This window comes from Rheinheimera aquimaris, from assembly GCF_020531985.1.
In the GTDB taxonomy this organism is placed as follows: Bacteria; Pseudomonadota; Gammaproteobacteria; order Enterobacterales; family Alteromonadaceae; genus Alishewanella; species Alishewanella aquimaris.
The window spans coordinates 119,198-143,290 of sequence record NZ_JAJAVQ010000003.1 but is presented as its reverse complement, the minus strand read 5'-3'; the positions used below and the strand labels follow the sequence as shown (position 1 = coordinate 143,290).

The 24,093-nt window shown below is 49.5% G+C and carries 23 protein-coding genes; 7 read left to right on the top strand and 16 right to left on the bottom strand.

Translation table 11 applies throughout. The features are described from left to right. Complete coding sequence (locus tag LHL18_RS09745; RefSeq protein WP_134056120.1) at nt 1–1,053, bottom strand: efflux RND transporter periplasmic adaptor subunit; 1,053 nt, start codon at nt 1,051–1,053, stop codon at nt 1–3. Nucleotides 1,054–1,258: 205 nt separating this feature from the next. On the opposite strand from LHL18_RS09745, the gene LHL18_RS09740 reads away from it, so the two are divergent. The 4 genes from LHL18_RS09740 (at nt 1,259) to LHL18_RS09725 (ending at nt 4,962) form a co-directional block, all read left to right on the top strand. Beyond that, nucleotides 1,259–1,936, top strand: coding sequence for a DUF2982 domain-containing protein (locus tag LHL18_RS09740; protein WP_226766946.1), 678 nt, complete (start codon nt 1,259–1,261; stop codon nt 1,934–1,936). 59 nt (nt 1,937–1,995) lie between these two features. Beyond that, nucleotides 1,996–2,331, top strand: coding sequence for a hypothetical protein (locus LHL18_RS09735; RefSeq protein WP_134056116.1), 336 nt, complete (start codon nt 1,996–1,998; stop codon nt 2,329–2,331). A gap of 107 nt (nt 2,332–2,438) precedes the next feature. Beyond that, nucleotides 2,439–4,097: a FapA family protein gene (locus LHL18_RS09730; RefSeq protein ID WP_134056113.1), complete on the top strand. Its 1,659-nt coding sequence runs from the start codon at nt 2,439–2,441 to the stop codon at nt 4,095–4,097. A 100-nt stretch (nt 4,098–4,197) separates the two neighbouring features. Beyond that, on the top strand, nt 4,198–4,962 hold the full coding sequence (locus tag LHL18_RS09725; RefSeq protein WP_226766944.1) for a DUF2884 family protein: 765 nt from the start codon (nt 4,198–4,200) through the stop codon (nt 4,960–4,962). A 13-nt stretch (nt 4,963–4,975) separates the two neighbouring features. Here the strand turns inward: LHL18_RS09725 and LHL18_RS09720 are convergent, their stop codons facing one another. From LHL18_RS09720 to galB, 6 genes are all read right to left on the bottom strand, one after another. Then, a complete protein-coding gene (locus LHL18_RS09720; RefSeq protein ID WP_226766942.1) occupies nt 4,976–6,031 on the bottom strand; it encodes a succinylglutamate desuccinylase/aspartoacylase family protein in 1,056 nt (351 codons plus the stop codon). Beyond that, nucleotides 6,031–6,948 (bottom strand): 30S ribosomal protein S6--L-glutamate ligase, encoded by a 918-nt coding sequence (rimK, locus tag LHL18_RS09715; RefSeq protein ID WP_134056108.1) that lies wholly within the window; start codon nt 6,946–6,948, stop codon nt 6,031–6,033. Before rimK ends, LHL18_RS09720 begins: the two co-directional genes overlap by 1 nt. 102 nt (nt 6,949–7,050) lie before the next feature. Next, entirely contained in the window at nt 7,051–8,400 is a 1,350-nt protein-coding gene (gene mgtE, locus LHL18_RS09710; RefSeq protein WP_134056105.1) for a magnesium transporter, read from the bottom strand. Nucleotides 8,401–8,425: 25 nt separating this feature from the next. Beyond that, nucleotides 8,426–9,388: a magnesium transporter CorA family protein gene (locus LHL18_RS09705; RefSeq protein WP_226766940.1), complete on the bottom strand. Its 963-nt coding sequence runs from the start codon at nt 9,386–9,388 to the stop codon at nt 8,426–8,428. 121 nt (nt 9,389–9,509) lie between these two features. Next, nucleotides 9,510–11,546 carry a methyl-accepting chemotaxis protein gene (locus LHL18_RS09700; RefSeq protein WP_226766938.1) on the bottom strand — a complete coding sequence of 679 codons (2,037 nt, stop codon included), beginning with the start codon at nt 11,544–11,546 and terminating at the stop codon, nt 9,510–9,512. Between the two features lie 186 nt (nt 11,547–11,732). Further along, entirely contained in the window at nt 11,733–14,489 is a 2,757-nt protein-coding gene (galB, locus tag LHL18_RS09695) for a beta-galactosidase GalB (protein ID WP_226766936.1), read from the bottom strand. 240 nt (nt 14,490–14,729) lie between these two features. On the opposite strand from galB, the gene LHL18_RS09690 reads away from it, so the two are divergent. Further along, nucleotides 14,730–15,137 (top strand): VOC family protein, encoded by a 408-nt coding sequence (locus LHL18_RS09690; protein ID WP_226766934.1) that lies wholly within the window; start codon nt 14,730–14,732, stop codon nt 15,135–15,137. A gap of 9 nt (nt 15,138–15,146) precedes the next feature. On the opposite strand, the gene LHL18_RS09685 is transcribed toward LHL18_RS09690, so the two are convergent. After that, nucleotides 15,147–15,695 (bottom strand): YdeI/OmpD-associated family protein, encoded by a 549-nt coding sequence (locus tag LHL18_RS09685; protein ID WP_226766932.1) that lies wholly within the window; start codon nt 15,693–15,695, stop codon nt 15,147–15,149. A gap of 549 nt (nt 15,696–16,244) precedes the next feature. On the opposite strand from LHL18_RS09685, the gene LHL18_RS09680 reads away from it, so the two are divergent. Then, nucleotides 16,245–16,691: a GNAT family N-acetyltransferase gene (locus LHL18_RS09680; RefSeq protein WP_226766930.1), complete on the top strand. Its 447-nt coding sequence runs from the start codon at nt 16,245–16,247 to the stop codon at nt 16,689–16,691. A 48-nt stretch (nt 16,692–16,739) separates the two neighbouring features. Next, nucleotides 16,740–17,276, top strand: a complete 537-nt coding sequence (locus tag LHL18_RS09675; protein WP_226766928.1) for a DUF924 family protein — start codon at nt 16,740–16,742, stop codon at nt 17,274–17,276. Nucleotides 17,277–17,299: 23 nt separating this feature from the next. Here LHL18_RS09675 and LHL18_RS09670 read toward each other — a convergent pair whose 3' ends face one another. The 8 genes from LHL18_RS09670 to LHL18_RS09635 all read right to left on the bottom strand — a co-directional run bounded on the left by LHL18_RS09670 (nt 17,300) and on the right by LHL18_RS09635 (nt 24,080). After that, nucleotides 17,300–17,473, bottom strand: a complete 174-nt coding sequence (locus LHL18_RS09670; RefSeq protein WP_134056088.1) for a YqaE/Pmp3 family membrane protein — start codon at nt 17,471–17,473, stop codon at nt 17,300–17,302. A 307-nt stretch (nt 17,474–17,780) separates the two neighbouring features. Further along, nucleotides 17,781–19,631, bottom strand: coding sequence for a DUF885 domain-containing protein (locus LHL18_RS09665; protein WP_226766926.1), 1,851 nt, complete (start codon nt 19,629–19,631; stop codon nt 17,781–17,783). 129 nt (nt 19,632–19,760) lie between these two features. Further along, the gene (gene hemW, locus LHL18_RS09660) at nt 19,761–20,903 is read right to left on the bottom strand and encodes a radical SAM family heme chaperone HemW (protein ID WP_226766924.1); all 1,143 of its coding nucleotides are present in this window, start codon (nt 20,901–20,903) and stop codon (nt 19,761–19,763) included. 5 nt (nt 20,904–20,908) lie between these two features. Beyond that, nucleotides 20,909–21,511: an RdgB/HAM1 family non-canonical purine NTP pyrophosphatase gene (rdgB, locus tag LHL18_RS09655; protein ID WP_226766922.1), complete on the bottom strand. Its 603-nt coding sequence runs from the start codon at nt 21,509–21,511 to the stop codon at nt 20,909–20,911. 7 nt (nt 21,512–21,518) lie between these two features. Further along, a complete protein-coding gene (locus LHL18_RS09650; protein WP_226766920.1) occupies nt 21,519–21,941 on the bottom strand; it encodes a DUF4426 domain-containing protein in 423 nt (140 codons plus the stop codon). A gap of 51 nt (nt 21,942–21,992) precedes the next feature. Beyond that, nucleotides 21,993–22,532 carry a YggT family protein gene (locus tag LHL18_RS09645; protein WP_134056074.1) on the bottom strand — a complete coding sequence of 180 codons (540 nt, stop codon included), beginning with the start codon at nt 22,530–22,532 and terminating at the stop codon, nt 21,993–21,995. A gap of 37 nt (nt 22,533–22,569) precedes the next feature. Then, a complete protein-coding gene (gene proC, locus LHL18_RS09640) occupies nt 22,570–23,397 on the bottom strand; it encodes a pyrroline-5-carboxylate reductase (RefSeq protein WP_226766918.1) in 828 nt (275 codons plus the stop codon). Beyond that, nucleotides 23,394–24,080, bottom strand: a complete 687-nt coding sequence (locus tag LHL18_RS09635; protein WP_226766916.1) for a YggS family pyridoxal phosphate-dependent enzyme — start codon at nt 24,078–24,080, stop codon at nt 23,394–23,396. The genes proC and LHL18_RS09635 overlap by 4 nt, the downstream gene beginning before the upstream one ends. Between the last annotated feature and the right edge of the window lie 13 nt (nt 24,081–24,093).

Below are 24,093 nucleotides of genomic sequence, written 5' to 3'. Positions count from 1 at the left end.
TCAGCCTCCGACACGGTTAATGGTGATGCCAGAGCGCAGTTTCTGAATACCTTCGACAACCACTTCATCGCCTTCTTTCAGGCCGCTGAGTATTTCGACCCATCCCGGAATACGCTGGCCGATGGTCACTTCGGTCTGATGTACAATGTCGTTTTCATCTACAGTGTAAACAAACTGCTTTTGTTGCTGCGGTACCAGGGCTTTTTCTGATATCTGCATCGCCATGCGGTTATCCAGCTCCAGTTTCACATTCAGCAGCATACCCGGGCGTAAGCGCAGATCATTGTTTTCCAGCATGCCGTGCACGGTAACGGTGCGAGTCACCGGATCTAAGCGGGTGTCAACTGCACTGACGGTGCCGATAAAATTGATATCGCCATAAGCAGCGTTTGTCACCGTTAATGGCATACCCACTTTAATTTCTGCAAGGTAGTGTTCGGCCACACTGAATGCGACACGCAGCTTATGCAGATCATCAAGGGTGGTGATAACAGTACCGCTATTGATATAAGCGCCCTGACTGACCTGACGTAAGCCCAGATAGCCTTCAAAAGGTGCCTTGATAGTCATCTCTGCCAGCTGCGCTTTAGCGATATCTAATTGCGCCAGCGTGGTGTTTACCTTGGTTTGTTGCTCATCCAGCAGTGATTGCGCTGTGGCTTGAGTATTTGCTAAGTTTTTCAGCCGCTCTAACTGACGTTTCTGCTCTGTTAACACGCCTTCCAGCTCCGTCACGCGCGCGCGCTCTTCTACATCATGTAAGCGGGCGATGACTTCATCTTTTTTAACTTTTTTACCTTCGCTTACATTCAGCTCGGTTATAAAATCGCTGGTAGGTGAGACCAGCGTAATGGAATTATTTGCAATACCGGTGCCCAAAGAGCTAATGCTGCGGATCATGGCTTTGGTTTCAGCTTTCGCTGTTTTTACGGCTACGGCAGCTGCGCCGCGAGTTGCGCCGTTATGCTGGTTTGGCATCCAATACAAGTAGGCTACGAATACCAGCAGAGCGATAAGTATCACCCAAATTAATTTTGAATGTAGTTTTGCCACAATAACCCCTGAGTAACAGCATATATTTTAAGTTTTAAGTCCGCTTTATTGTATGGAAGAAATACCCGTTTAGATTTCCTGTTATCGCAATCGAGGCGGCGTTGGTCGATTCAACTGTAGGTACTGGCTGATAAAATGGGAACAGTTATTGCTAAAATCCGGGAACCTGTGATTAAAAGCTGCCATCATAGGTTAAGGTGGATTAATGAGTATAAATCTTATGTCGCCAGTAAATGTGCAAGGGGCTGCAAGCCGGGGTGGAGCAGCAGTGCTGCTGTGTAGCGCTGCGGTCGCCATAATATTACTCATCAGCCTAAGTTGGGCGGAACAGCTACAACTATGGCATGCACTTGGATTAGTCGGTGCAGGGTTGGGGATGTTTTCCGGCTGGGCGAAACTGGCAGAGCCGCAGTTTTTTCTGCAATATGATGAGCAAGGGGTGCGCTACCAACACCGGCATGGCTGCTGGATGCTAACCTGGGGCAGTTTTTTATATAGCGGTGTGCCGCAATACAATGGTCAGCCACTGGGCTATATTGGCTTTAAAGTAACTGACTACGACAGTTTTCTGCAGCAGTTGCCGCTTCGGCTTGCTGTTCGTATTATGACTGAGCAAAGGGCATTGCATATCGAAGCGGTACGTCAGGGTTGCGTATCTGGCCAATGTGCCAGCGAACTATTAACAGAAAGTGGTAGTTTTGCGACAGCGACACAGCGTTACAATGGTATTAAAGCCGCGTTTGCCAGTCGAATGAAGCAGTTAGCTGCTCAGACTGGGTTTGATGTCTTTGTTCCGGTTAGTCTTACGCCCGGCGAGACTCAGCAATTGTGTCTGCAAATTAATCAGGCCAGACTACAATTGATACAGAATACAGTCACCTAGACACTCCGGACTGACTGTATCATAATACTGGCAACATCACATGTTACGCAGGGTAGTGAATGAATAATTACGAAAAACCGTTTTTGGTCAGTGGCCGTAATACATTGATCCATAAAAATAAAAAGCTTGATTTGGTTGTTGTGAATGACGACGACGATCCGAATGTTATTGTTACCCGCCACGGTGTAAAAATATTTACTGAGTCGGTACCGGCCAATCGTGCTGAGGCAAAAGATCGTTATATGGAGGTGGTTGATATCTCCAGTTCGGATGTTTTTGGTGAAGTCAAAACGCTACTGTTTATTCAGGCGATTAACAATAAAGAGTACAAAGTAGATTACAGTAAGAAAGGTACGGATTTGTTTATTCGTATCCACCAGGAAAATTATATTTAATATTTCGCTTAAAAAGGCCCTGTATAACAATCAGGGCTTGCCTTTGCTGCAGTTATTTGCTTCATTAGCATAGCTTTCTTCTTGTAGTAACCAGAAGTGTTAAACCTATGCAATTTACCGAGCACAACAACAGTATAAAAATAACCGTGCCTGTAACACTGGATGCGCTCAGTGCGCACGACGTCAATTCACAGTTACAAGCTGCCGGCTATGGCAGATGTCTGATCATTCAGGATCAAATTACCAATCTGCTGGTGGAATATCAGCAAATTCAGCAGAAAATTAAGGAAAAACTGCAAGCTCCCGGCGTACCGCTGACTTACCGTATCGCCGAAAAACGTGATGCGGAACTCTCGTTTGAAATCAGTGAAGACCAGATGTCAGCGGCCGCGATTATTACCGCTGCCTGGGGCGGGGCGCCGATTTCGGCCAATGCGCTGGTTAAGGCAGCACAGGACGCCGGTGTCGTATTTGGCTTTAGCAAAGATCATATTATCAAGCTGGTTAGTCATGCCAGTAAGGCTGAACCGGGCAGTAAAGTCAAACTGGTCATCGCCCGCGGTCGTGCAGTGGTGCATGGGCAAAACTCACGCTTTGAACCGCTGATCCCTGAAATGCAAAGCCGGCGCAATAAACCGTTACTGCAATCTGATGAAAAAGCTGACCTGCGTGATTTTGGTGTGATACCCGCTGTCAGAGCTGGAGAAACGCTGATGCGGCGTCATCCGCCTACTGCCGGTGTGGATGGCATGTTAATTAACGGCAGCCCAATTCCGGCGACACCAGGCCAGGTTATTGAATGGCAAATGGCTGAGGGCAGTGAGTTATCCGCGACCGACGGTGATCTGCTGCTGGCTGCACGTGATGGCTTGCCAAGGGTTGTCGAAAATGGCGCGACCGTAGATGAAGTCTTCACGGTTAAAAATGTAGATTTAGCCACCGGCCATATTATTTTCAAGGGCTCAGTTGTGGTCAGTGGCGACGTTACTGAGGGGATGAAAGTCATTGCCGGTGGCAATGTGTTTGTAAAAGGCTTTGTTGAAGGCACCCTGATAGAAGCCGGTGGTGATATCACCGTGGGTGGCTCTATTATCGGTCATCAGATAGCAACTGCTGAAAAAGACAGTGAATACAGTACCGAGCTAAAAGCAAAAGGCGATATTCAGTGCAATATCGCGCAGTACGCCAGATTAAGTTGTGACGGCAATTTGTATGTTAATAAACAAATGATGCACTGTGCTGTTGCCGCAGCCAAGGTTTATGGCGGGCCAGAGGACAACCCTAACGGTAAGATCATTGGCGGTTATTTCTACCTGGATTACGGTATTTTTACCGGTAATTTAGGCGCGCCTTCCAGTAGCAATATTCTGATTGAGCTTAATCGGTTGGTAGATCCTATTGCAGAAAAGCAGGAGATTTTACGTACCAGTATCGCTGCGGCGAAAAAAGACATGCAGGATATCAAAGAGCAGCTAGAGAAGCTGAAGAAAATAGAAGGCAATAATCAGATAGAAGTGCGCAAACAAGAGTTGCATCAGGAATTTGAAGAGCACCGGGATGTTGCACTGGCACTGATAGAGGATGTTAAGCAACTTGAAGTGCAGCGGCGGGAGAAGTTGGAGCAGGCGCATATCATTGTACGCCAGCAATTGTTTTCGGCTGTTGAAGTACATTTTGGTAAGGATATTGTCCGCAGCCGACGCGAGTATGGGCCCTCGAAAATTATGCTGGTAGATGGCAGCCCTGCAATAGAACCCTTTATCTGATGCTGTTCGCGATGGGCGACCACTGTGCTGCGGCGCAAGGGGCTGCTTTTCGCCCATCGGTGACTTAAGCTTCTTACGTGTTCAGGCCGGAGCTGGCGAAGTGAAACGCTATTATTTTCTACTGCTAATGTTATGCCACGGCTCGCTGCTGTCCGCGGCCGAGTGTGAGATGGCATTTGCACACGGTATTCTGATTGCGCCGGATCATATCCGTATTTTGCAGAATAACCGCACCCATGTGCAGATTAACAACGATCAGCAATTGTTCATCCGTGGTGAGTTAATCAGCCTTACGGCTGAGGATGTCGTGCTGTTGCAGCAATATAGCCGCGACCTGCGCAAGTTTGTGCCGGAAATTGTCAGTATTGCGGTGGATGGCGTTGAGCTGGGGCTTTCCAGTATTGAGGCGATGTTTACCGGTATTGGCAGTAAATCGCAGCAGGCTGAATGGCGCGAGCTGGTGCGCGAAACCACCTTTCAATGGATGTCCCGCTTTGTCCGTACTAATGAACACTTTTACCTGGCGCCGCAAAGCCTCAATGAGCTGGACTACTTTTTACATGGCGAGTTAAAACCGCAGCTCGATAGCCTTGCCAGGCATACGGTTGGCGCGGTGTGGGGGGCGCTGCGCGACGCACTTAGGCACTCTGACAGTAATTTTGAACGCAGTGATAATCAGGAGTGGCAATCCGTCGGCCATCTGGTTGATAAAATCAACCTGGGGTTGGATGCCAAAGCGGTAGAGCTGGAAGAAAAATCTGCACTGTTTTGTCAGCGTATGCAAGAGCTTGACGAGGTTGAACAGCAGTTACAACAAAGACTACCCGCTTTAAAAGACTACGATGTAGTCATGCAAAAAGACTGACACAAGGCCTGGTTCAGACTACACCATATTCCTCGCCCAACACCGGTGGCATAGCGTTATCCACTTCATCATTTATCGCGTCCAGTGTCTTCTCCGCTTCATCCAGCGAGCTGACTTCTGCGACGTGAAACAGCGCTTCACCTTCATTTACCAGCGGCAGGTTATTGCGGCCTATCACGATACCGGCAAAGCTGGCGTGCACTGCCACTTCAAAATCAGAATAGGGTGAGTAGATATGTGCCAGTATATCGCCGGGTTTTACTGTCTGACCAAGGCTGACGTAATAGCGGGCAATACCATCGTGCTCAGCCCTTACCCAGCTGCTTTTTTTCGAGAACAACGACTTGGTTGTAGGGCGTTTACGCATCGCACGCAGCATACCCAAGTCTGTCATCACATTTAAAATACCGCGTACACCCACATTAATGGCCTGCTCGTCAAAACGCAGCGCCTCACCGGCTTCGTAAAGCAGGATAGGGATGCCGAGTGTGTTGGCTGTACCGCGCATGGTGCCATCGCGGCTGGCGGCCTTGATTATAATAGGGGCGTTAAACACTTCTGCCATGCGCAGGGCGGTTTTATCCTTGGCGCTGGCTCTGACCTGAGGCAGGTTGGCACGGTGGATAGCACCGGTGTGTAAATCGATGGCATGGGTGCAGTTACGCAGCACCTGCTCGGTAAACTGATAGGCCATACGGCTACCGAGTGAACCTTTTTCGCTGCCGGGGAAGCTGCGGTTTAAATCCCGTCGATCCGGCAGATAGCGCGATTGCTGCACAAAGCCGTAAGTATTAACAATCGGCACCACTATCAATGTGCCTTTAAGCTGGCTTAAACGGGGCAGTTTCAGCAAACGGCGGCATATTTCAACACCGTTAATTTCATCGCCGTGCAGCGCTGCGGTGATAAGTAGCACCGGGCCATCTTTACGACCGTGAATGACATGGGCACCAATGTTCAGTTCGGTATGGGTATATAACTTACCAAAGGGGATATCCACCAGCGCCCTGCTGCCGGGAGGAATGCTACTGTCTGCCAGTGTAAAAGGTGCTCTGTTGCCTGCCTGCATTAGCCGGTTCCTTTGGTATTTAACTTGCGCTTGCTTTTGTGCAGCGCTACTTTTTGCTCAAGAAAAGCGATAGTTAAATCGGCAATATCTTTGTCTGTTGCTGCTTCAATGCCTTCAAGCCCGGGCGAGCTGTTTACTTCCATTACGACCGGGCCATGGTTTGAACGCAGTAAGTCAACACCGGCGACATTCAGCCCCATGGTTTTGGCGGCCCGGATAGCTGTGCTGCGCTCGTCTTTGGTCAGCCGCACTGATGAGGCAGTGCCACCGCGATGCAGATTGGAGCGAAACTCACCGGCCTTAGCCTGGCGTTTCATTGCTGCGACGACTTTGTTGCCAATGACAAAGCAGCGGATATCTGCGCCATTCGCCTCACGAATATATTCCTGCACCAGAATATTGGCATTTAACCCCATAAAGGCTTCTATCACACTCTCTGCTGCAGTGCGGGTTTCCGCCAGCACCACACCTATTCCCTGGGTACCTTCGAGCAGCTTGATCACTAAAGGTGCGCCACCCACCATTTCAATGAGATCCGGGATATCACCGGGCTTGTCAGCAAAGCCTGTTACCGGCAAGCCAATGCCCTGACGGGCCAGCAATTGCAGGCTACGCAGTTTATCGCGTGCCCGGCTTATCGCAACAGACTCATTCAGGCTGTATACGCCCATCATCTCAAACTGACGCAGTACGGCGGTGCCGTAAAATGTAATAGAAGCACCAATTCGCGGGATCACGGCGTCAAAGCCTTCTAATGCTTCACCTTTATGGTGAATAGAGGACTTTATCCGGTTAACATTGATATAGCAGGTAAGCGGGTCTATCACCTGTATCTGGTGGCCACGCTCTGTGGCAGCTTCGACCAGACGTTTGGTGGAATACAACTCTGCATTGCGCGATAAAATCGCAATTTTCATGCGCTCTCCGATAAGCGGTAGTGTTCGCAGCTATTGTAAGATTGTCTTACGCACCCGGCAGCAAGAATACTGCTGCCGATGATAAATATTTAAGTTGCTTTTTCAACCCAGTAAGAATAACGAGCCTAAACCGAGAAAGGCGAAAAAGCCAATTACATCCGTGACCGTTGTCAGGATCACCGAACCGGACAGGGCTGGGTCTATATTGAGTTTTTCCAGCCAGATTGGAATTAATACGCCGGAAATCGCTGCGGCGACGATATTAATCACGATCGCCATGCCAATTACGCTGCCAATTATCCAGTCACCAAACCAGAAATAGGTAATAGCCGCAATGACCAGTGCCCACAGCAAGCCGTTGATGGCACCAACACCTAGCTCTTTGCGCAATAGCGTCATGTAGGTTTTAGGCGTGATCTGCTCCAGCGCCAGGCCCCGGATCATCAGTGTTAACGTTTGGCTACCGGCAATACCGCCCATACTGGCAACAATAGGCATTAATACCGCAAGAGCAACAACCTGTTGTAACGTGGCTTCAAACAGGCCGATAGTCCAGGCGGCCAAAAAGGCGGTCAGCAGGTTAATACCCAGCCATAAGGCACGGCGCTTCGCGCTATTAAATACCGGAGCGAACAAGTCTTCTTCTTCATCCAGACCCGCCGTGTGCATAAACTGGCTTTCCAGGCTTCTGCGCACGTTCTCCAGTGCTTCACCTATAGATAAGCGGCCGAGCAATTTACCTTCGGCATCAACGACAGCCAAAGCGGTATAGCCTGAGCGCGATACGATATCTGAGCCCTGATCCAGGTCCATTTCGCCTTCAACCAGAGGCGCGTCTTTATCAATAACGGTTTCTACCGGTAAGTGGCTGCCAAGCCCGAGTAGCTGGGTCGCGTGCACCAGGCCAACATAACGCCCGGTGCGGTCGACGACAAATAGCGCATCGTGGTACTCAGCATCCTCTGCTAACTGGCGGAACAAGCGGATACCATCACGCACTTTGGCGTTTTTATTGATGATTAGCATGTCGTGGTCGGCGTAACGGCCACACTGATCTTCATCATAGCCCAACGCCGTGTCCAGCCAACGGCGCTGGCTTTCATCTAGCCGAGAGCAAGCATAGTCATAGATACGCTGAGGCAGCTCATCGAGCAGCTCTATCAGATCGTCAACTTCCATGCCCTCAACCAAAGAGCGCAGCTGTTGTTCATCCAGTTGCTTAAAGATGTTGTCACGGGCGTCGACCCGCATGTAGGTCAGCGCGGCAATCTGATCATCCGGATGCAGGCTAAGCCAGGTGCTAACCCGCTGTTCTACCGGCATTGCTTCTAATGCAATAGCAATTTCTTCCGGCTCCAGCTGGCTAAGCTTTCCGGTCAGCTGTTCAGCTTCGTTCTCATCGAAGCTGTCTCGTACTATCTCTTCGATATCCAGCGGTTGGTTTTCAGCCATTTACTACTCCGTTGCCCGGGTGGGGTTACCACCAGCCGCGTATTTTAAACCAAATCAGCCCGGCCACTCCGCCCAGAGCCATGGCAATTAACACGGTAAAATAACCATTTGGCATTTGCAGCTCAGGCATATAAATAAAATTCATGCCATAAATACCCGCAATAAATGTCAGCGGGATGAAAATGGTACTTACGATGGTCAGTACTTTCATTCGCTCGTTTATCTGGTGCGATGTTGTTGACAGATAGCCTTCAACCAAATCACTAAGCTGATCGTAGTATAAATCAGTCATGCTATGCAGCCGCTCAAATTTTTCATAAAAATCACGCAGTTCGGTGCTGCTAAAATGGCGCAGTAGCGGGCTTTGTTCTTCGTACATTGCGTCAGAGAAAATATCTTTCTGATACGCCAGATTACGGTTTATTTTCCGCAGCACAGAACGGTAGCGCATAATAAGCGCCATTTGCTCATCATTGCCGCGATGTAACATGGCATCTTCCAGTTCACTTTGCTCGTCTTCAAAGCTAATAAGTTTCTCCAGATAGCTTGCCGATACGCTGAGGATAAGCTGTTTGATCCAGTCAGCAACGGTGATCTGGCTGTTACCATTGATCTGTGGAGTGAGCTGCGCCAGCAGCTGCGGGTTATGGCAGTGGACCCGACTTATCAATACTTTCTTTGAATACAACAGGTTAACCTGCGCACTGCCAGTATATTCACTAAAGTCAGCATCGGCATAGCCGCGCATGATCAACAAAGTGAAGTCTGTTTGTGACTCTAGCTTGGGCGGGTGCCGCTGGCGGCTGAAATCTTCGGCCAACGTGGGCACTATCGCAAAACGGCGCAATACCTGTAGTTGCTCTTCTGCAGTGGCGTCATTAAGGTTAATCCATAATTTTGCATCCGCAGGTAACTGAGCAGGCAACTGCTCGTATGATATCTGCTGCCAGGCGCCGGTTTCAGGTTCAAAATAACTAAGAATAATCATATTGTTTGCGCATCAACGAGTCATGGTTACAGCATACTCATAAATTTGTACTGCGGGCAAATGCGATCTGGGAAAAGCGCAGCCGTTGCTGCGCTTGTTGCTGAATTAATAAGCGGTAGGGTTAATTTTTGATTCTGAACTGGCTGACAACACCATTCAGGTTATCTGCTGCAGCACTTAACTGTACCGACTCTGCCGACAGTTCTGTTGCATGACCTGCGGTATTGTCAACCAGAGCGGTAATGGTATGCAGACTTTGGTTAATTTCATCGGCGGCAGCACTTTGCTGTCCGGTGCTGTCGGCAATCTGGCTGCTTTGCTGTTTGACCCGCATAATGGCATGGCTGATGTCGGTTAACGCAGCTTCCAACGTGCGGGCACGCTCTGCGCTGGTTTCTGTCTGCTGCCGGCCTTGTTGCATGGTGCTTTCAGCATCTTTTGATATCGCTTGCAGCTTCTCTACCATCTGACGGATGTCCTGTGTACTGTCTTGCGTTCTGCCTGCCAGCGAGCGCACTTCATCAGCTACAACAGCAAAACCCCGGCCTTGTTCACCTGCTCTGGCGGCTTCAATCGCGGCGTTTAATGCCAGTAAATTGGTTTGTTCAGCAATGCCTTTTATCACATCGACCACAGTGCCGATGTTTTCTGATTCTTTTGCCAGCCCAGCGACAATCTGCACCGACTGTAACATCTGAGCGGACAGCTGTTGCATATCTGCTACTGCAGTTGCAGACAGCGTCTGGCCCTGTCGGGCGTGCTGTTCGGCATCAGTTGCCGCATCACTGGTTTGCTGAGCGTTGTTGCTGATATTCTGGGTTGTCGCTGCCATTTCATGTACAGCTGCCGAGACATTATCAATTTGGGCTTTACAGGTCTGGATCTCCTGATTGGTCAGGCTGGCAACCTGAGTCAAATGCTGGCTGCTGCTGTTGACGGATGACGCCTGCTGCGCTGTCTGACGCAGTAACTGGCGCAATTTCGCGGTGAACTGATTAAAGTGGCTGGCCAGGGCGCCCACTTCGTCCTGACTGCTGATATCAATGCTACGGGTTAAGTCACCATCGCCGCTGGCAATGTCCTGCATCATCAGTGTCAGCTGCTGTAATGGGCGAGTGATGGCAGAGGTCATCAACCAGATCACCAGCATGGTCACTGCGACTATCAGCAGTGTCAGCAGCATTGCCCAATTCGTTGCGCTGTTTATCGGTGCTTCGACCACCTCTACCGGCACCAGTAAGGCAATCATCCAGTTCAGTGCCGGAAAATCCAGCGTTACCGGCTGAGTGTAGGCGTAGTAATCGACGCCATTAAAGTGCACCGCCAGTCTCACACTGTTGCCTTGTTTTGCTGCAGAAGCCAGGTTTGCAAAACCGGTATTAGCGTCGGTATCGAAATTGGTGATCGGGTCGTTCGGGGTATATTTTACGCCAGCTGCCTTCGCGAAGTGGACAATATTGCCCTGTTCATCAAGCAATACCGGTAAACCATGGCCCTGATAGCTTAGCTGCTCCACATGCTCGCCAACTTTGTTGATGTGTAAGTCGAGGCCGCCTACACCCAGCAGTTTGCCACTTTTGTCACGAACCGGCCCCTGGACGACTGTAGAGATAATACCGGTGGTCATATCGGCCGACGGCGAGTTGACAAAGTAGCGGTCTTTTTCCAGCGTCAGCTGGTACCAGGGGCGTTTACTAGCGAAATAGCCTTTATTAACATCGCCTGCATCCGGCCCTTCAGTTGCTACACCGGTGCGGGCGCTCTCGCGGAAGTATTCACCTGAACTGTCCAGCGCAAAAAATGCTGAAAGGATATTAGGATCCCGGCTGCTGATGCCGATAAATGTCTGGTTGATTTGCGGGTAACCATTGATGCTATTGAGCACGGCACCGCGGCCGGGATAATTACTAAACCATTGCTGGAATTGCGGGTTTTCCAGATAAGTGCGGGCGACCTGGCCATACTGAGCAAAAAAGCCGGCAATACGGGCAGCCTCCTGAGTCACGGTATGATTCACTTCAGCATTCACCTGCAAACTGGTTTGCTGCTTAATGTCACTGACTACTAAAATGGCGGTGCCGAGCAATAATATGGCAACGGCGCTGCCGATACTAAGCAACAATTTTTGCTTAATAGACGCCTGAGTAAATAAACGCATGCAATACCCCTAAAACCTGAATTTTCTTGTTGTAATATCTTGTTTTTATTTGGTGCAAAAGCATCTTTGTCATTGGTTACTATGCCAGATTCTGGTGCAAAACCAACCGTTTTGCTGCATTAAATGGCATAAAACTGGTTAATTATCATGATTATGCAAAATGCCGGCCAGGCCGGCTTCCGCAACTTAGTGGCTATTGAGTGTGATGCTGGCACTGCTGGTTTCAGAGCTGTGGGCCTGCAGCGTTATTGTTCCGCTTTGGCCTTTTAATGTTTTTACAATGACCAGTGCCAAGCCATTAAAAGCCTGGCGTTGTGTCGCGCTAAAAGATACCAGAGAGCTGGCATCGCCATTGTCGGTGGCGACTATTTTTCCGGGCCCGCTGATGTAGAAGCTTAGTAACGTATTCGCATTGGGAACAGTGCGGCCGGCGCTATCTAATACTTCTACCGTAATGAAGCTCAGGTCACTGCCGTCAGATTGCAACCGGCTGCGATCTGCACTGAGGCTCAACGCTGCCGCCTGGCCGGTTGTTTCTACAGTTGACATCGCCCATGGCATACCACCCTTATAGGTTTTTACGCTAAGTTTTCCCGGTTGATAAATGACATCATCCCAGCGCAGCCGCACTGTCCCGGGGAGCTTTTTTTGCCGGCCCAGAGACACGCCATTTAAGAATAACTCAGCTTCGTCACCCGAGGTAAACACATGCACCGGCGTAGTAAGCCCAACCCTGTCTGGCCAGTTCCAGTGCGGTAATATATGTGCCATCGGCAACTCTGGCCGCCACTGTGATTGATAGAGGTAAAAGCGATTCTTTTTAAAGCCCGCTAAGTCGATAACTCCAAAGTACGAGCTGCGCGCCTGATAGTAAGGCGTGGGTTCACCCAGATAATCCCAGCCACTCCAGATAAAGCCGCCGGCAACATAAGGGTGCTGTGCCATCGAAGCCAACACTTTGTCAGCTGAAGAACCAAACTCTGCGCTATACAGTTCATAACCACTCACCTGTAACTGTGTCGGGTCCCCACCGGCACCATCGGCCACGGGGGCGCTGTTTTGCCGGTTTACCGGGAAGAAATACTCGCCCCTTGAGCTGACAGCGGCTGCATTTTCGCTACTGAGTATCAGTTTGTCGGGATATTGCTGTTTAAAGCTGGCATAAGCTGGCGCTGTCCTGATCCCTTGCAAATGTGCATACGCCGGCGCATCCCTAATCCCTTCGCCTTGATAATTCAGGCTGATAATGTCCATAACGCCGGCAAAAGGCATACCCGCCTTGGCATAATTCATCGCCGCGGCAGTGGGCCGGGTAGGGTCTTCCTGCTGTGTTATGTTATGCAGCCGCCTTGCCTCGGCGGCGCCTTCTTCTGCGGTGTATTGCTCACCAACCTCATTGCCAATACTCCAGGCAATAACAGACGGATGATTGCGGTCACGGCGGATAAAAGCTCGTAAGTCGGCTTCCGACCAGTCGGGAAAAATCAGGTGGAAGTCCAGAGGTGTTTTTTTCCGGCGCCAGCTATCAAAAATCTCGTTGATCACCAAAAAGCCCATTTCGTCAGTCAGGTCCAGCAGTTCAGGTGCCGGTGGGTTATGCGCCATCCTGATCGCATTTACGCCCATTTCTCGTAATAGTAACAACTGCCGCTTTGCCGCACGCAGATTAAAAGCCGCTCCGAGCGCACCTAAATCGTGATGTTGATTAACGCCCTGCAAATGCACTGGCTGGCCATTCACTATCACACCGGCTTTTGCATCGAACCTGATATCGCGGATCCCGAAACGGGTTTCGTATTGATCTGCCAGATTTTCGCCTTGCCATAACGTAGTTAATGCCAGGTAGCGGTTTGGTTGCTGCTGCGGCGGTGGCCCCCAAAGCTTTGGGTTATTGATAATAATTTTGCCAATAACGGCTGTTTTACCGCTGGCACGCGCATCAACAGTGATATCTTTTAGGCGTGCTACAGGTTGTGCTGTTACAGCACCGGCTTCGTCAAGCGGATAAATCTCAGTCTTTACCGTCATTGCAACATTGTCTGCACTGCGGTTATTTATCTCTGTTCTGATATGCACTGTTGCCTGATGTGCAGATACGTCAGTGGTTGTTATGGTTGTACCCCAATGCGCAATATGCTGCTTATTGGTTTTGGTCAGCCAGACATTTCGGTATAACCCGCCTCCGGGATACCAGCGTGAAGACGCCGGCGGGTTATCAAGGCGAACCGCCAACTGGTTTGGTTGGTCGGATAACAGGTAAGGTGTTAAATCCAAGCGCCAGGACGCATAACCATAAGGCCACCCTCCAGCCAGATGACCGTTTATCCAAACCATCGCGTAGGACATAGCCCCGTCAATATCAAGATAAACCGCTTTATCCCGATCCGCTGCATTCAGTGTGAAACTGCGGCGGTACCAGGCTACACCAGGGCTTGGCAGGCGTCCCATTCCGCCGCCAACCACCGCATTATCGCCGGTATAAAAGGGCCCGGTGATAGCCCAGTCATGCGGTACTGTAATGCTTTGCCAGTTACTGTCGTCGAAGTCAGGTTGTACAAAGGCAAAGTTGCTACCGGGGTTGCCTTCAGGACGAAGGTGATGCAAGGCGGTATCAGCAATAAAATCATTCGCTGTCGGCAGTATCCAGGGTTTCAGCACCCGGTGTTTAATATCGCTGGTATCAATATGCGCCGCGGCTGTTGGCTCGGCGTCTGCAGCTTTATCATCTTCATCAGAGTTAAACACTGGGCGGATATCATAAATCAGCGCATCCGGCGTCATATCTGCGCCGTAGTTGTAAAATCGCCAGCCATCGTCGAGCAGGATGCGTTGTCTCACTTGTCCATCATTATGAGCGACAAGCTTGACGGTGTTGCTCTGATGCTGGCTACAGCCAGTCAGTAGCATACTGCTCATCAGCAGGATTAAAATCGTGTATTGCATGAAAAGTCCCGTCTGGCATCAGTAGGTTGCAGAGCTTATCAGGGACTTTAACCAGACAGATTTAAGATAACCAGCGAACAGGCGTTAAGATTTTTGCCGACGCTTTTACCTTTTTCCGGCAATACTGTGTTGATAAATATTTTGCTGTCGGTTGTCGAATTGCAGCAATGCTAAGCGACAAGCTGGTATCAGCCCGAGAGCTGTATTTGAAAAGAATGTTGTTCAACAACCGGAGAAACCATGAACCGTATGATATTTGTTAACCTGCCGGTGCAGGATTTATCTGCCTCTATCGCGTTTTATACTGCGCTGGGCTTTAGTATTAATGCTCATTTTAGCGACGAGACTGCCGCCTGTATGGTCTGGAGCAGCGAGATTTATGTCATGCTGTTAACGCATGATAAATGGCGTCAGTTTACCAAAAAGCCCATTGCGCCAGGCAGTACCAGCGAAGTGATGCTGGCGCTGGCACTAGACAGTACTGATGCGGTGAATAAAATGAATGCTGCAGCGGCGGGCTCTGGCGGTACGGCAGATGTCAATCCGAAACAGGAACTAGGTTTTATGTATAGCTGCAGCTTTGCAGATCCAGATGGCCATATTTGGGAGCCGTTCTGGATGGACCCGGCTGCGATACCACAGAGCTAAACCACTGAGCTATGCTGTTTTTGGCGCACTGAAAGCTTTGCTGTAAAAACCGGACGGGTCGAAGCAGCAGACCCGTTTCTTGCCCGATGCCAGCATATCGCAGGCATTACTGATGCGCTGCAGCCGGGTTTTCGCCTGTTTGGCTGAGGTTATCCAGTGGATCCAGTCTAGCCTGGCTATGGTCGTTGTATCATGCCAGGCGGCTAAAGCGGCAGGATCTGCCGCCAGCGCCTGCTGCAGGTCATGTGGTAACTCAGGTTCAGGCTCCTGCTGTACCGGCTTAATATCAAAGCTGGCATTACTTCCAGGCTGCACACCCGCGGCATCGAGTAATGTCTGCTGCAGTTTTAACCAATGACTTAACTGACCGTCTGGCTCCAGCGTGGCCTGAAACGGTTGCCCGTTAATATTGCCATCGACAGTCGTCCTGCCGCGACGTGGCAATGTTTCACTGACCTCTTTAGGAAGAATGACAAAGCCCCACGGTGATGCGCTATCCATTTGCGCCGGGCGCAGTATGGTAGCGTTAAACTCAGATGTATTTATGGTTTGGCTCATAGTGCTTTGCCTCGTATTCGTTGGTACAGTTGTTGTCAGGCGGTAGTCTGTAACAATATTGCTGGCTATTGGTAAGGTACAAAAGATAACACAACAGCATAAGTTTAAAAGTGTAAAGGCAATCAGGCTGTTGCGGTATAAAATTATTGATTTACATTTATGCAACGAAATACACTGGCAAAGCAATATGGAGATTTTAAAAAATGCCTGAACGAAATGTCAGAGGTATGTCAGATGCCCAGCCAAGAACTCATGTTGTAATCAGGGTTTTGGCTATGCCACTGTCTTTGCTACTGTTTGCTGCCTTTGTGCAGCAGTGCTTTGTATTAATATCAGAACCTCATAAGGTTGAATCCGTTTTTTTACACATCGCAAATACTTTATTGTTTGCGTTTTTGTTTTGGCCATTTTCTTATGTGGCAGTTAAGGGGAAGGCCCCAAGGCGTTGGCTTCCATTTCAGTAATAGTTTGTTAAACGCCGTATTTTATACGCTTAAATTTACCGCATCGACATGGGTAAAAATTACCCAGACATATTGAAGGTTCCGGATGATTATCAGGTGCTGTGACACTGAAGATTTACAAGGCTTGCTTGATTTATATCGCGAACTACGGCCGCATGATCCAACGCTTAAGCAACATGACGCACAGCAGGCATGGCACAAACTGCTGGCAAACCCGGGCATAAAAATCATTGTTGCGGAAATAGATGGTGCGTTGGCATCGACCTGTCAGCTGAGCATCTGCCCGACATTAACGAATACTGCAAAGCCCTTTGGTATTATCGAACATGTTATTACTGCGGAGGCTTACCGGCGGCGAGGCTTGAGTGAGAAAGTGATTGAGCGGGCATTAGATATCGCATGGGAACAGAACTGCTACAAAGTGATGTTATTATCCGGGGAGACTCGCACAGCAGCCCATAAGTTGTATGAAAAGATCGGATTTCAGTCGGGTATTGAGCGGGGATTTGTCATTAAACCTGATCTGGGGTAGCTACATTGTGGGGGGCTGGCCTTTACCAAAGCAACGGAAAACACGAATATGTATGAAGATATACTCACTTTTTGGTTTGAAGAATTAACGCCACAGCAATGGTGGCAGGCAGATGAGGAATTTGATAACACCATCAAACAGCGCTTCTCGAGCATATTACAACAGGCGGCGGCAGGTGAATTAGCGCACTGGCGGCAAGCTGTAAAGGGACGTCTGGCTGAAATAATCGTATTGGATCAGTTCTCCCGTAATGTTTACCGCGGTACAGCCCGGGCATTTTCGCAGGATGCTATGGCGTTAGCACTGGCACAGGAAGCCGTTGCCGCCGGAGCTTTACAGCAGCTAAACGCTGACGAGCGTAATTTTCTGCTGATGCCTTATATGCACAGCGAATCAGTTGTTATCCATCAAAGCGCCGAGACGCTATTTAAGCAGCACGCACCACAGAATAACTATCAGTTCGAGTTAAAACATAAAGCGATCATCGACCGTTTTGGCCGCTACCCGCATCGCAACAACATATTAGGCCGGCCGTCGACAGCTGAAGAAATCGCGTTTCTACAGCAGCCTGGCTCAAGTTTTTAGCGGTGACGGCACGGTTAATGCCATCAGTGTTTTAAAATGACATACAGGGCATGAATGATCCCCGGTACAAAACCGAACAGCGTCAATAGGATATTCAGCCAGAAGTGCCCTTTTAAGCCCACTTCAAGAAATACACCCAAGGGTGGCAGAATTATCGCAAATATAATTTTAATCGGATCTGTCGCAGTAACGGCCATAGTAAGCTCCTGTATCTCGGTTAAGGTGTAAGTGATTTACACCGCTGTTTAATAGAAGCATTATCTGTACCGTATTGTTGAAGATAAGCGTCATGGTTAAACAACGCATGCTGCAGCAGGCCCCAGGGCAGGCTGAGTATGGAGTAAATCAAATACTGAGCCGCAGGCAAACAGGGAAAATGAGATACGAAGCTGAGCACAGCGCGTTTATCTTTTTGGTCACTACGCAGTTTTTATAGTGTTCGTGGAAAACTTTACAGACAAAAAAAGCCGGTGTAAAACCGGCGTTTTTTAACTAACGCAGCTGTTATGCTTTAGCTTTAGCGATATATTCATCAACCATCTGTTCCAACACATCCAGTGGCAATGCACCGTTTTTCAGTACAGTGTCGTGGAACTGGCGGATATCAAATTTATCGCCAAGTGCCGTTTTGGCTTTCTCGCGCAGTTCGACAATTTTCAGCATGCCAATTTTATAAGCGGTGGCCTGCGATGGCATCACAATATAGCGCTCAATCGCTTTTTCTACCGCTGTGGGGGTATTGGGCGTGTTATCCAGCAGATACTGAATAGCTTGTTCGCGGCTCCATTTCTTCGCGTGAATACCGGTATCTACCACCAGACGGCAAGCGCGCCATAATTCCATTGCGAGGCGGCCAAAGTCTGAGTACGGGTCCTGATACAGGCCAATCTCTTTGGGCAGCATTTCGGTGTATAAACCCCAGCCTTCAATGTAGGCCGTGTAACCACCGAAACGGCGGAATTTCGGCATATCTTCCAGCTCTTGCGCTATCGCCAGCTGCATATGGTGGCCTGGAATACCTTCATGGTAGGCCAGTGCTTCCATTTCATATTTGGGCATGTCGCTCATACGATACAGGTTGGCGTAATAAATACCAGGGCGGCTGCCATCCATCGACGGCTGTTGGTAAAACGCTTTGCCAGCCGTTTTTTCCCGAAACGGCTCTACGGCTTTAACGATCATTTCAGCTTTGGGTTTGACCAGAAACAGCTCATCCAGGCGGCTGCGCATATTGTCAATGATGGCGGTAGCATCCTTCAGGTATTCAGCTTTACCTTCGTCAGTTTCCGGGTAATAGAACTGCGGATCGGTCTGCATAAAGTTGAAGAATGCTTTTAAATCGCCATCAAAGCCGGTTTTTTCCATAATAGCGCGCATCTCATTGTGAATACGTGCCACCTCGTCCAGACCAATCTGATGGATTTGCTCAGCTGTTAAATCGGTGGTGGTGGTGCGTTTAAGGGCATTATTGTAAAAGGCGTCACCGTCTTTAAAACGCCATACCCCATCTTCGGTGCCGGCTTGTTGCTCTAATTGCTGTAAATATTGAATCAAACCGGTGTAGGCTGGTTTAACACTGGTCAACAGGGCAACGGAGGCCTCATCTAATAGCAATTTTTTGGCCGCGTCAGAAATATCAAGTGCAGTGACTTTTTTACGAAAATCGGCCAGCAGGGTACTGTCGTCGCCGGAATCAAATGGGGCACCTTTAATCACATTTTCGCTGGCGGAAATGACCATCGGAAACACGAATTTCGGTGCGATAATGCCGGCATCGGCACGTTTTTGCAGTTGCTGTTGTAACTGAGTGAACAACGCAGGTACGGCATTTAAGCGGGCAATATAGGCTTTGGCATCGCTTTCGCTGCTGATGCTGTGTTGGTTAATCAGCAGGCTGGGTACCTGAGAGTGGGTGCCAAACATCTGGTTTACCGGGTAACTGTACAGGCGCCATTTCGCATCATCCAGCTCTTGCTGCAGTTCCTGCTGCATCAGCAGGTAGCTTACCCGGGTTGTTTGATCCAGTTTGCTCTGGTCAATACCTTTTAACATCGTCAGATGTTGCCGTGTCAGCGCTAAACCTGCCTGAAAGTGCTCGTCAGATAAATCCTGCCATTTGTCGTAGTCGTCTTTAATACCCAGACGGGTTTGCAATAACGGGCTGCGGCGTACATTGTCCATAAAAATCTGTTCAAACAGATTATTGGCTTTCTCAGACTCGCTGCTGGCTACTGCTGCCGTTTGCGCTGTAGTTGATGCCGGTGCAGACGTTTGCTGTGGTCCGCAACCGGCCAGAAGAGCCACGCTGATGGCTACCGGTAATAAGGCCCGGCGCGTAAAAATATGCTGTTTCATCTGGGTTCCTGCTGTTGTCGTTAGAATAGTCGGTTTTATTCTACGCAAGCTGGTTCAGATGAAAAGGTAAAGTATCGCAGTACAGTCTTCTGTTATCTCAGCGGGCTTTGTTAAATTAGCCTGCGCCCGCTAGATAAACAGAGTCAGCAAATCATTCAGGTAACGGGCGCCTTTGTCAGTAATTTGCCAGTGCGACGCCGTAACCGTAATAAGTTGTTTCTGCTCAGCCTCGTCAATAGCGGCACTGATAGTGCTCAGCGGCAGGCCGGTTAAGGCCGTAAAATCGTCTATCGGGCAAGGCTCCAGCAAGCGAAAACGGTTCATGAAAAACTCAAAAGGCCTGTCTTCCGGCTCTACCTGCTGGCGGCTATCCATGTAACCACGGCTGATATCCATATAGCCTTTGGGATGTTTAATCTTTACGGTGCGTAAAATACTGTTGCGTGACGGCAGCGTAATTTTACCGTGCGCCCCGCAACCTATACCCAGGTAGTCGCCATAGCGCCAGTAATTCAGGTTATGCTGACATTGCTGGCCAGCTTTCGCATAGGCCGAGATTTCATACTGCTGGTAACCATGCTGCTGCAGCAGTGCCAGACCTTGTTGCTGAATATCCCACAAGGTATCGTCCGGCGGCAGCACCGGTGGGCGTGAGGCAAAAGCGGTATTGGGCTCGATGGTCAACTGATACCACGACAAGTGCGGTGGGGCTAAATCGATAGCCTGCTGCAAATCGGCCAGCGCACCCGCGACATTCTGCTGTGGCAGGCCATGCATTAAATCCAGATTAAAACTGTTCAGTGGTAACGCTTTGGCAAGCTTAGCTGCTGCTATTGCTTCGTCGCTGTCATGGATGCGGCCAAGCGCTGTTAGCTGCGCGCTTTGAAAACTTTGTACACCAATCGAAAACCGGGTGACCCCGGCAGCCACATAACCGGCAAAGCGCTCGGCTTCAACAGTGCCGGGGTTGGCTTCCATGGTGACTTCCATATCAGCTGTACAGGCAATACGCCGTTTAACGCCCGCAAGAATTTGACCGATACCGGCGGCTGAAAACACACTGGGCGTGCCTCCACCGATAAAGATGCTGCTGATTTCACGGCCGTTAACCAGCGGCAGATCCTGCTGCAAATCTGCCAGTAAATGTGCAATGTACTCCTGCTCTGGAATACCTTGCTTAACAGCGTGTGAGTTGAAATCGCAATAAGGGCATTTCTGGATACACCACGGAATATGAATGTACAGCGCCAGTGGCGGTAACTGCAGTGCCAAAGTGCTTATCCTTTCTCTGCTGTCAGCAGGGTTAACAGCTGACGGAGTGCTTTACCGCGATGACTAAGTTGCTGCTTGCGCTCACGGGTTAACTCTGCACTGGTGCAGCCTTCCGATGGCACAAAAAATACCGGGTCGTAACCAAAACCGTGCTCACCACTGCGGGTTAAGCTGATTTCGCCATGCCAGATACCGTGACATATCAACGGGGTAGGGTCTTCTGCGTGGCGCATATATACCAGCACACAATGAAACTGCGCACTGCGTTGGCCCGGGGGCACGTCTTTTAATGCTTGCAGCAGTTTATCGATGTTGCTGCTGTCACTGGCTGCTTCACCGGCGTAGCGGGCTGAGTAGATACCCGGTGCACCGCCTAAGGCATCAACTGCAAGGCCTGAATCATCAGCAATAGCCGGTAAACCGGTCACCAGCGCAGCGTGACGGGCTTTAAGAATGGCATTTTCAATAAAACTCAGGCCGGTTTCATCAGCGTCGGTAACACCGAGTTCACTTTGTGGCACTATGTTTAGCTGCAAAGGCGCAAGCAACTGCGACAGTTCCGCCAGTTTGCCTTTGTTGCTGGTAGCCAGCACGATGTTGTCTGTCATAGCGTTATCAGTCTACGTAAAAGGTTTGATCGAAAGTCAGTTGCTGGCTTTGATTACCGCTGACAATGCTGATTGTAAAACTAAAACGCTGCTCGTGCCGAAACGGCAATTGCGCCAGATAGTAAACTGCGTCGCCTTCAGTGACTTCACTAAACTGCAGTGCTTGTTGCCGGCCCTGTAGGTCTTTCGCTATGCCTGAAATCGCAACTTTTTGTGCCTGTTGCGTGTTTTTATCCAGTACCGAGATATTAATTACCGCATTGTATTTGCTGCGCTGTAGCTTGTACTGCGTGGCGATTTCAGGTGTTAAAAGTGGTGCCGGAAATGCAATATAGTGTACATCCCAATTACCCAGCTGCTTTTTTTGCTCAGCCACAGCCGTCATACTGAGGCTTAAGCCCAGCACGATCATCAGTATAATGTGTCGCATAGTTCACCTTGCGTAAGTCAGGCCTGAAGCGCTAAGTATAGCGCCTGAGATTTAAATACCCGGAAACCAGTTACTGAACAGAATATTTAAAAACTGCAAACCAATCAGTACAACCAGTACTGACAAATCGAGCCCGCCAAGCGGTGGCAGAATACGACGCACTGGCGCCAGTACTGGCTCGGTTAACTGGTACATTACGTACTCTACCGGGCTACGGCCCTGGCTAAACCAGCTGAGCAGGGCGCGGATCACCAGGATCCAAAACAGCAAGGTTAATACTTCTTTGACTAAAAAAATGGCGGCAAAAATTAAACTCGGTACCAGTATTATCTGGCCTGCAGAAATCACCTGCAGCAGAAGCAGTTTGGTCAGCATGACCGCATAAGCCAGCAGCAACGTAGCGGTATCGAGCCGGCCTAAACTTGGAATAATACGGCGTAGCGGCAAAACCAGCGGGTTTGTAGCTTTTACCACAAACTGGCTGAACGGATTATAAAAATCTGCCCGCACCAGTTGTAACCAAAGACGCAGTATTACCACCATCAGGTACAGACTAAAGGCGGTATCAATCAGAAACATCACAGCTTGCATCGGGTACTCCGCATGTTAACTATTAAAACCTTAGCTATTACAAGCTCTGCGCCATTTCCTGCGCCCGCTTAATGGCTGCATACATGGCATCAGAAACCATTTTTTCAAGGCCTTGCTCAGCAAAAGTGGTTACAGCTTCGTGCGTGGTGCCCCCTTTGGAGGTAACCTGAGCACGCAGTTCAGCGAAGCTGTGTTCACTGTTTAGTGCCATCGTCGCTGCGCCCAATGCAGTTTGTGCCACCATCTGTTTTGCCTGTGCTGCATCAAAGCCCAGTTGCTCCGCTACTTGCTGCATCGCCTGCATAAAGAAAAAGAAATACGCCGGTGAACTGCCGGTAACGGCAATTACGTGATCAATTTGCGCTTCGCTGTCCAGCCAGACAGTCATGCCGGTACCGCTGAATATATGGTCGACAAAAGCTTTTTCATAGTTAGAACACGCTGTTGGGAATAAGCCTGTTACGCCAAGACGAACCAGCGAAGGGGTGTTTGGCATGGCTCTGACCAGACGGATATCGCCAAGCCACTGCTGATAACGCGCTGCGGTTATACCGGCAGCCAGCGTTACAAACAGTTTCTCGGCAATTTCCGGGGCGGCTTCAATCAGCGCAGCACACACTTCCTGCATCATCTGCGGTTTTACTGCCAACACTATCACATCGGCTTTTTTCACGGCTTCGATGTTATCCAGCGTGGTCTGAATGCCAAAATCGGCTGCCAGTGCGGTTAGTTTGGGCTGGCTGCGATTGGCGGCGATAATATTCTCTGCCGGATATCCGGCATTGACCATTGCAGCAATAACGCAGCGGGCCATGTTACCGGCACCAATAAAAGCAACCATATTGTCATTCATCTGTTTATTCATTCCTGTTTGTAATCCCGGGCACCAAAAATTGCGGTGCCTAATCGTATCATAGTTGCGCCGTAAGTCAGAGCCAGTGGCCAGTCATCCGACATGCCCATTGATAATTCAGTCGCCTGCGGGTAGTGCTGTTGCAGTTGTAAAGATAACTGCTGCATCGCGGCAAAGGCTCTTTCACTATCCCCCGGGGCGGGGATCGCCATCAGGCCTTTTAGCTCAAGTTGTGGCAACTGCGCCACTGCTGCTGCCAGCTCAGGTAGTTGCTGCGGCAAAATACCGGCTTTGGTTGGCTCATTGCTGATATTAATTTGCAGCAGTACCTTAAGTTTACCTAAATGTGCCGGGCGCTGCTCTGCCAGACGCTGTGCAATTTTGAGCCGGTCGATACTGTGCACCCAACTGGAATGTTCGGCTACCAGCCTGGTTTTATTCGATTGCAAAGGGCCAATAAAATGCCAGCAGATATCCTGACAGTCCGATAGTTGCTGTGCTTTTTCAGCTAATTCTTGCGGGTAATTTTCGCCGAATAAACGCTGGCCTGCACGGTATGCTTCCAGCACTGCCGCAACAGGTTTGGTTTTACTGACAGCAATTAATGCTACGACTTTGTTGTCCGTAGCCAAAACGTTGCATTTTTCGTTCAGGTTGTAATAGGCGAGGCTCAGTTGTTCTGCTATGTTATTCATATTAATTGGCAAA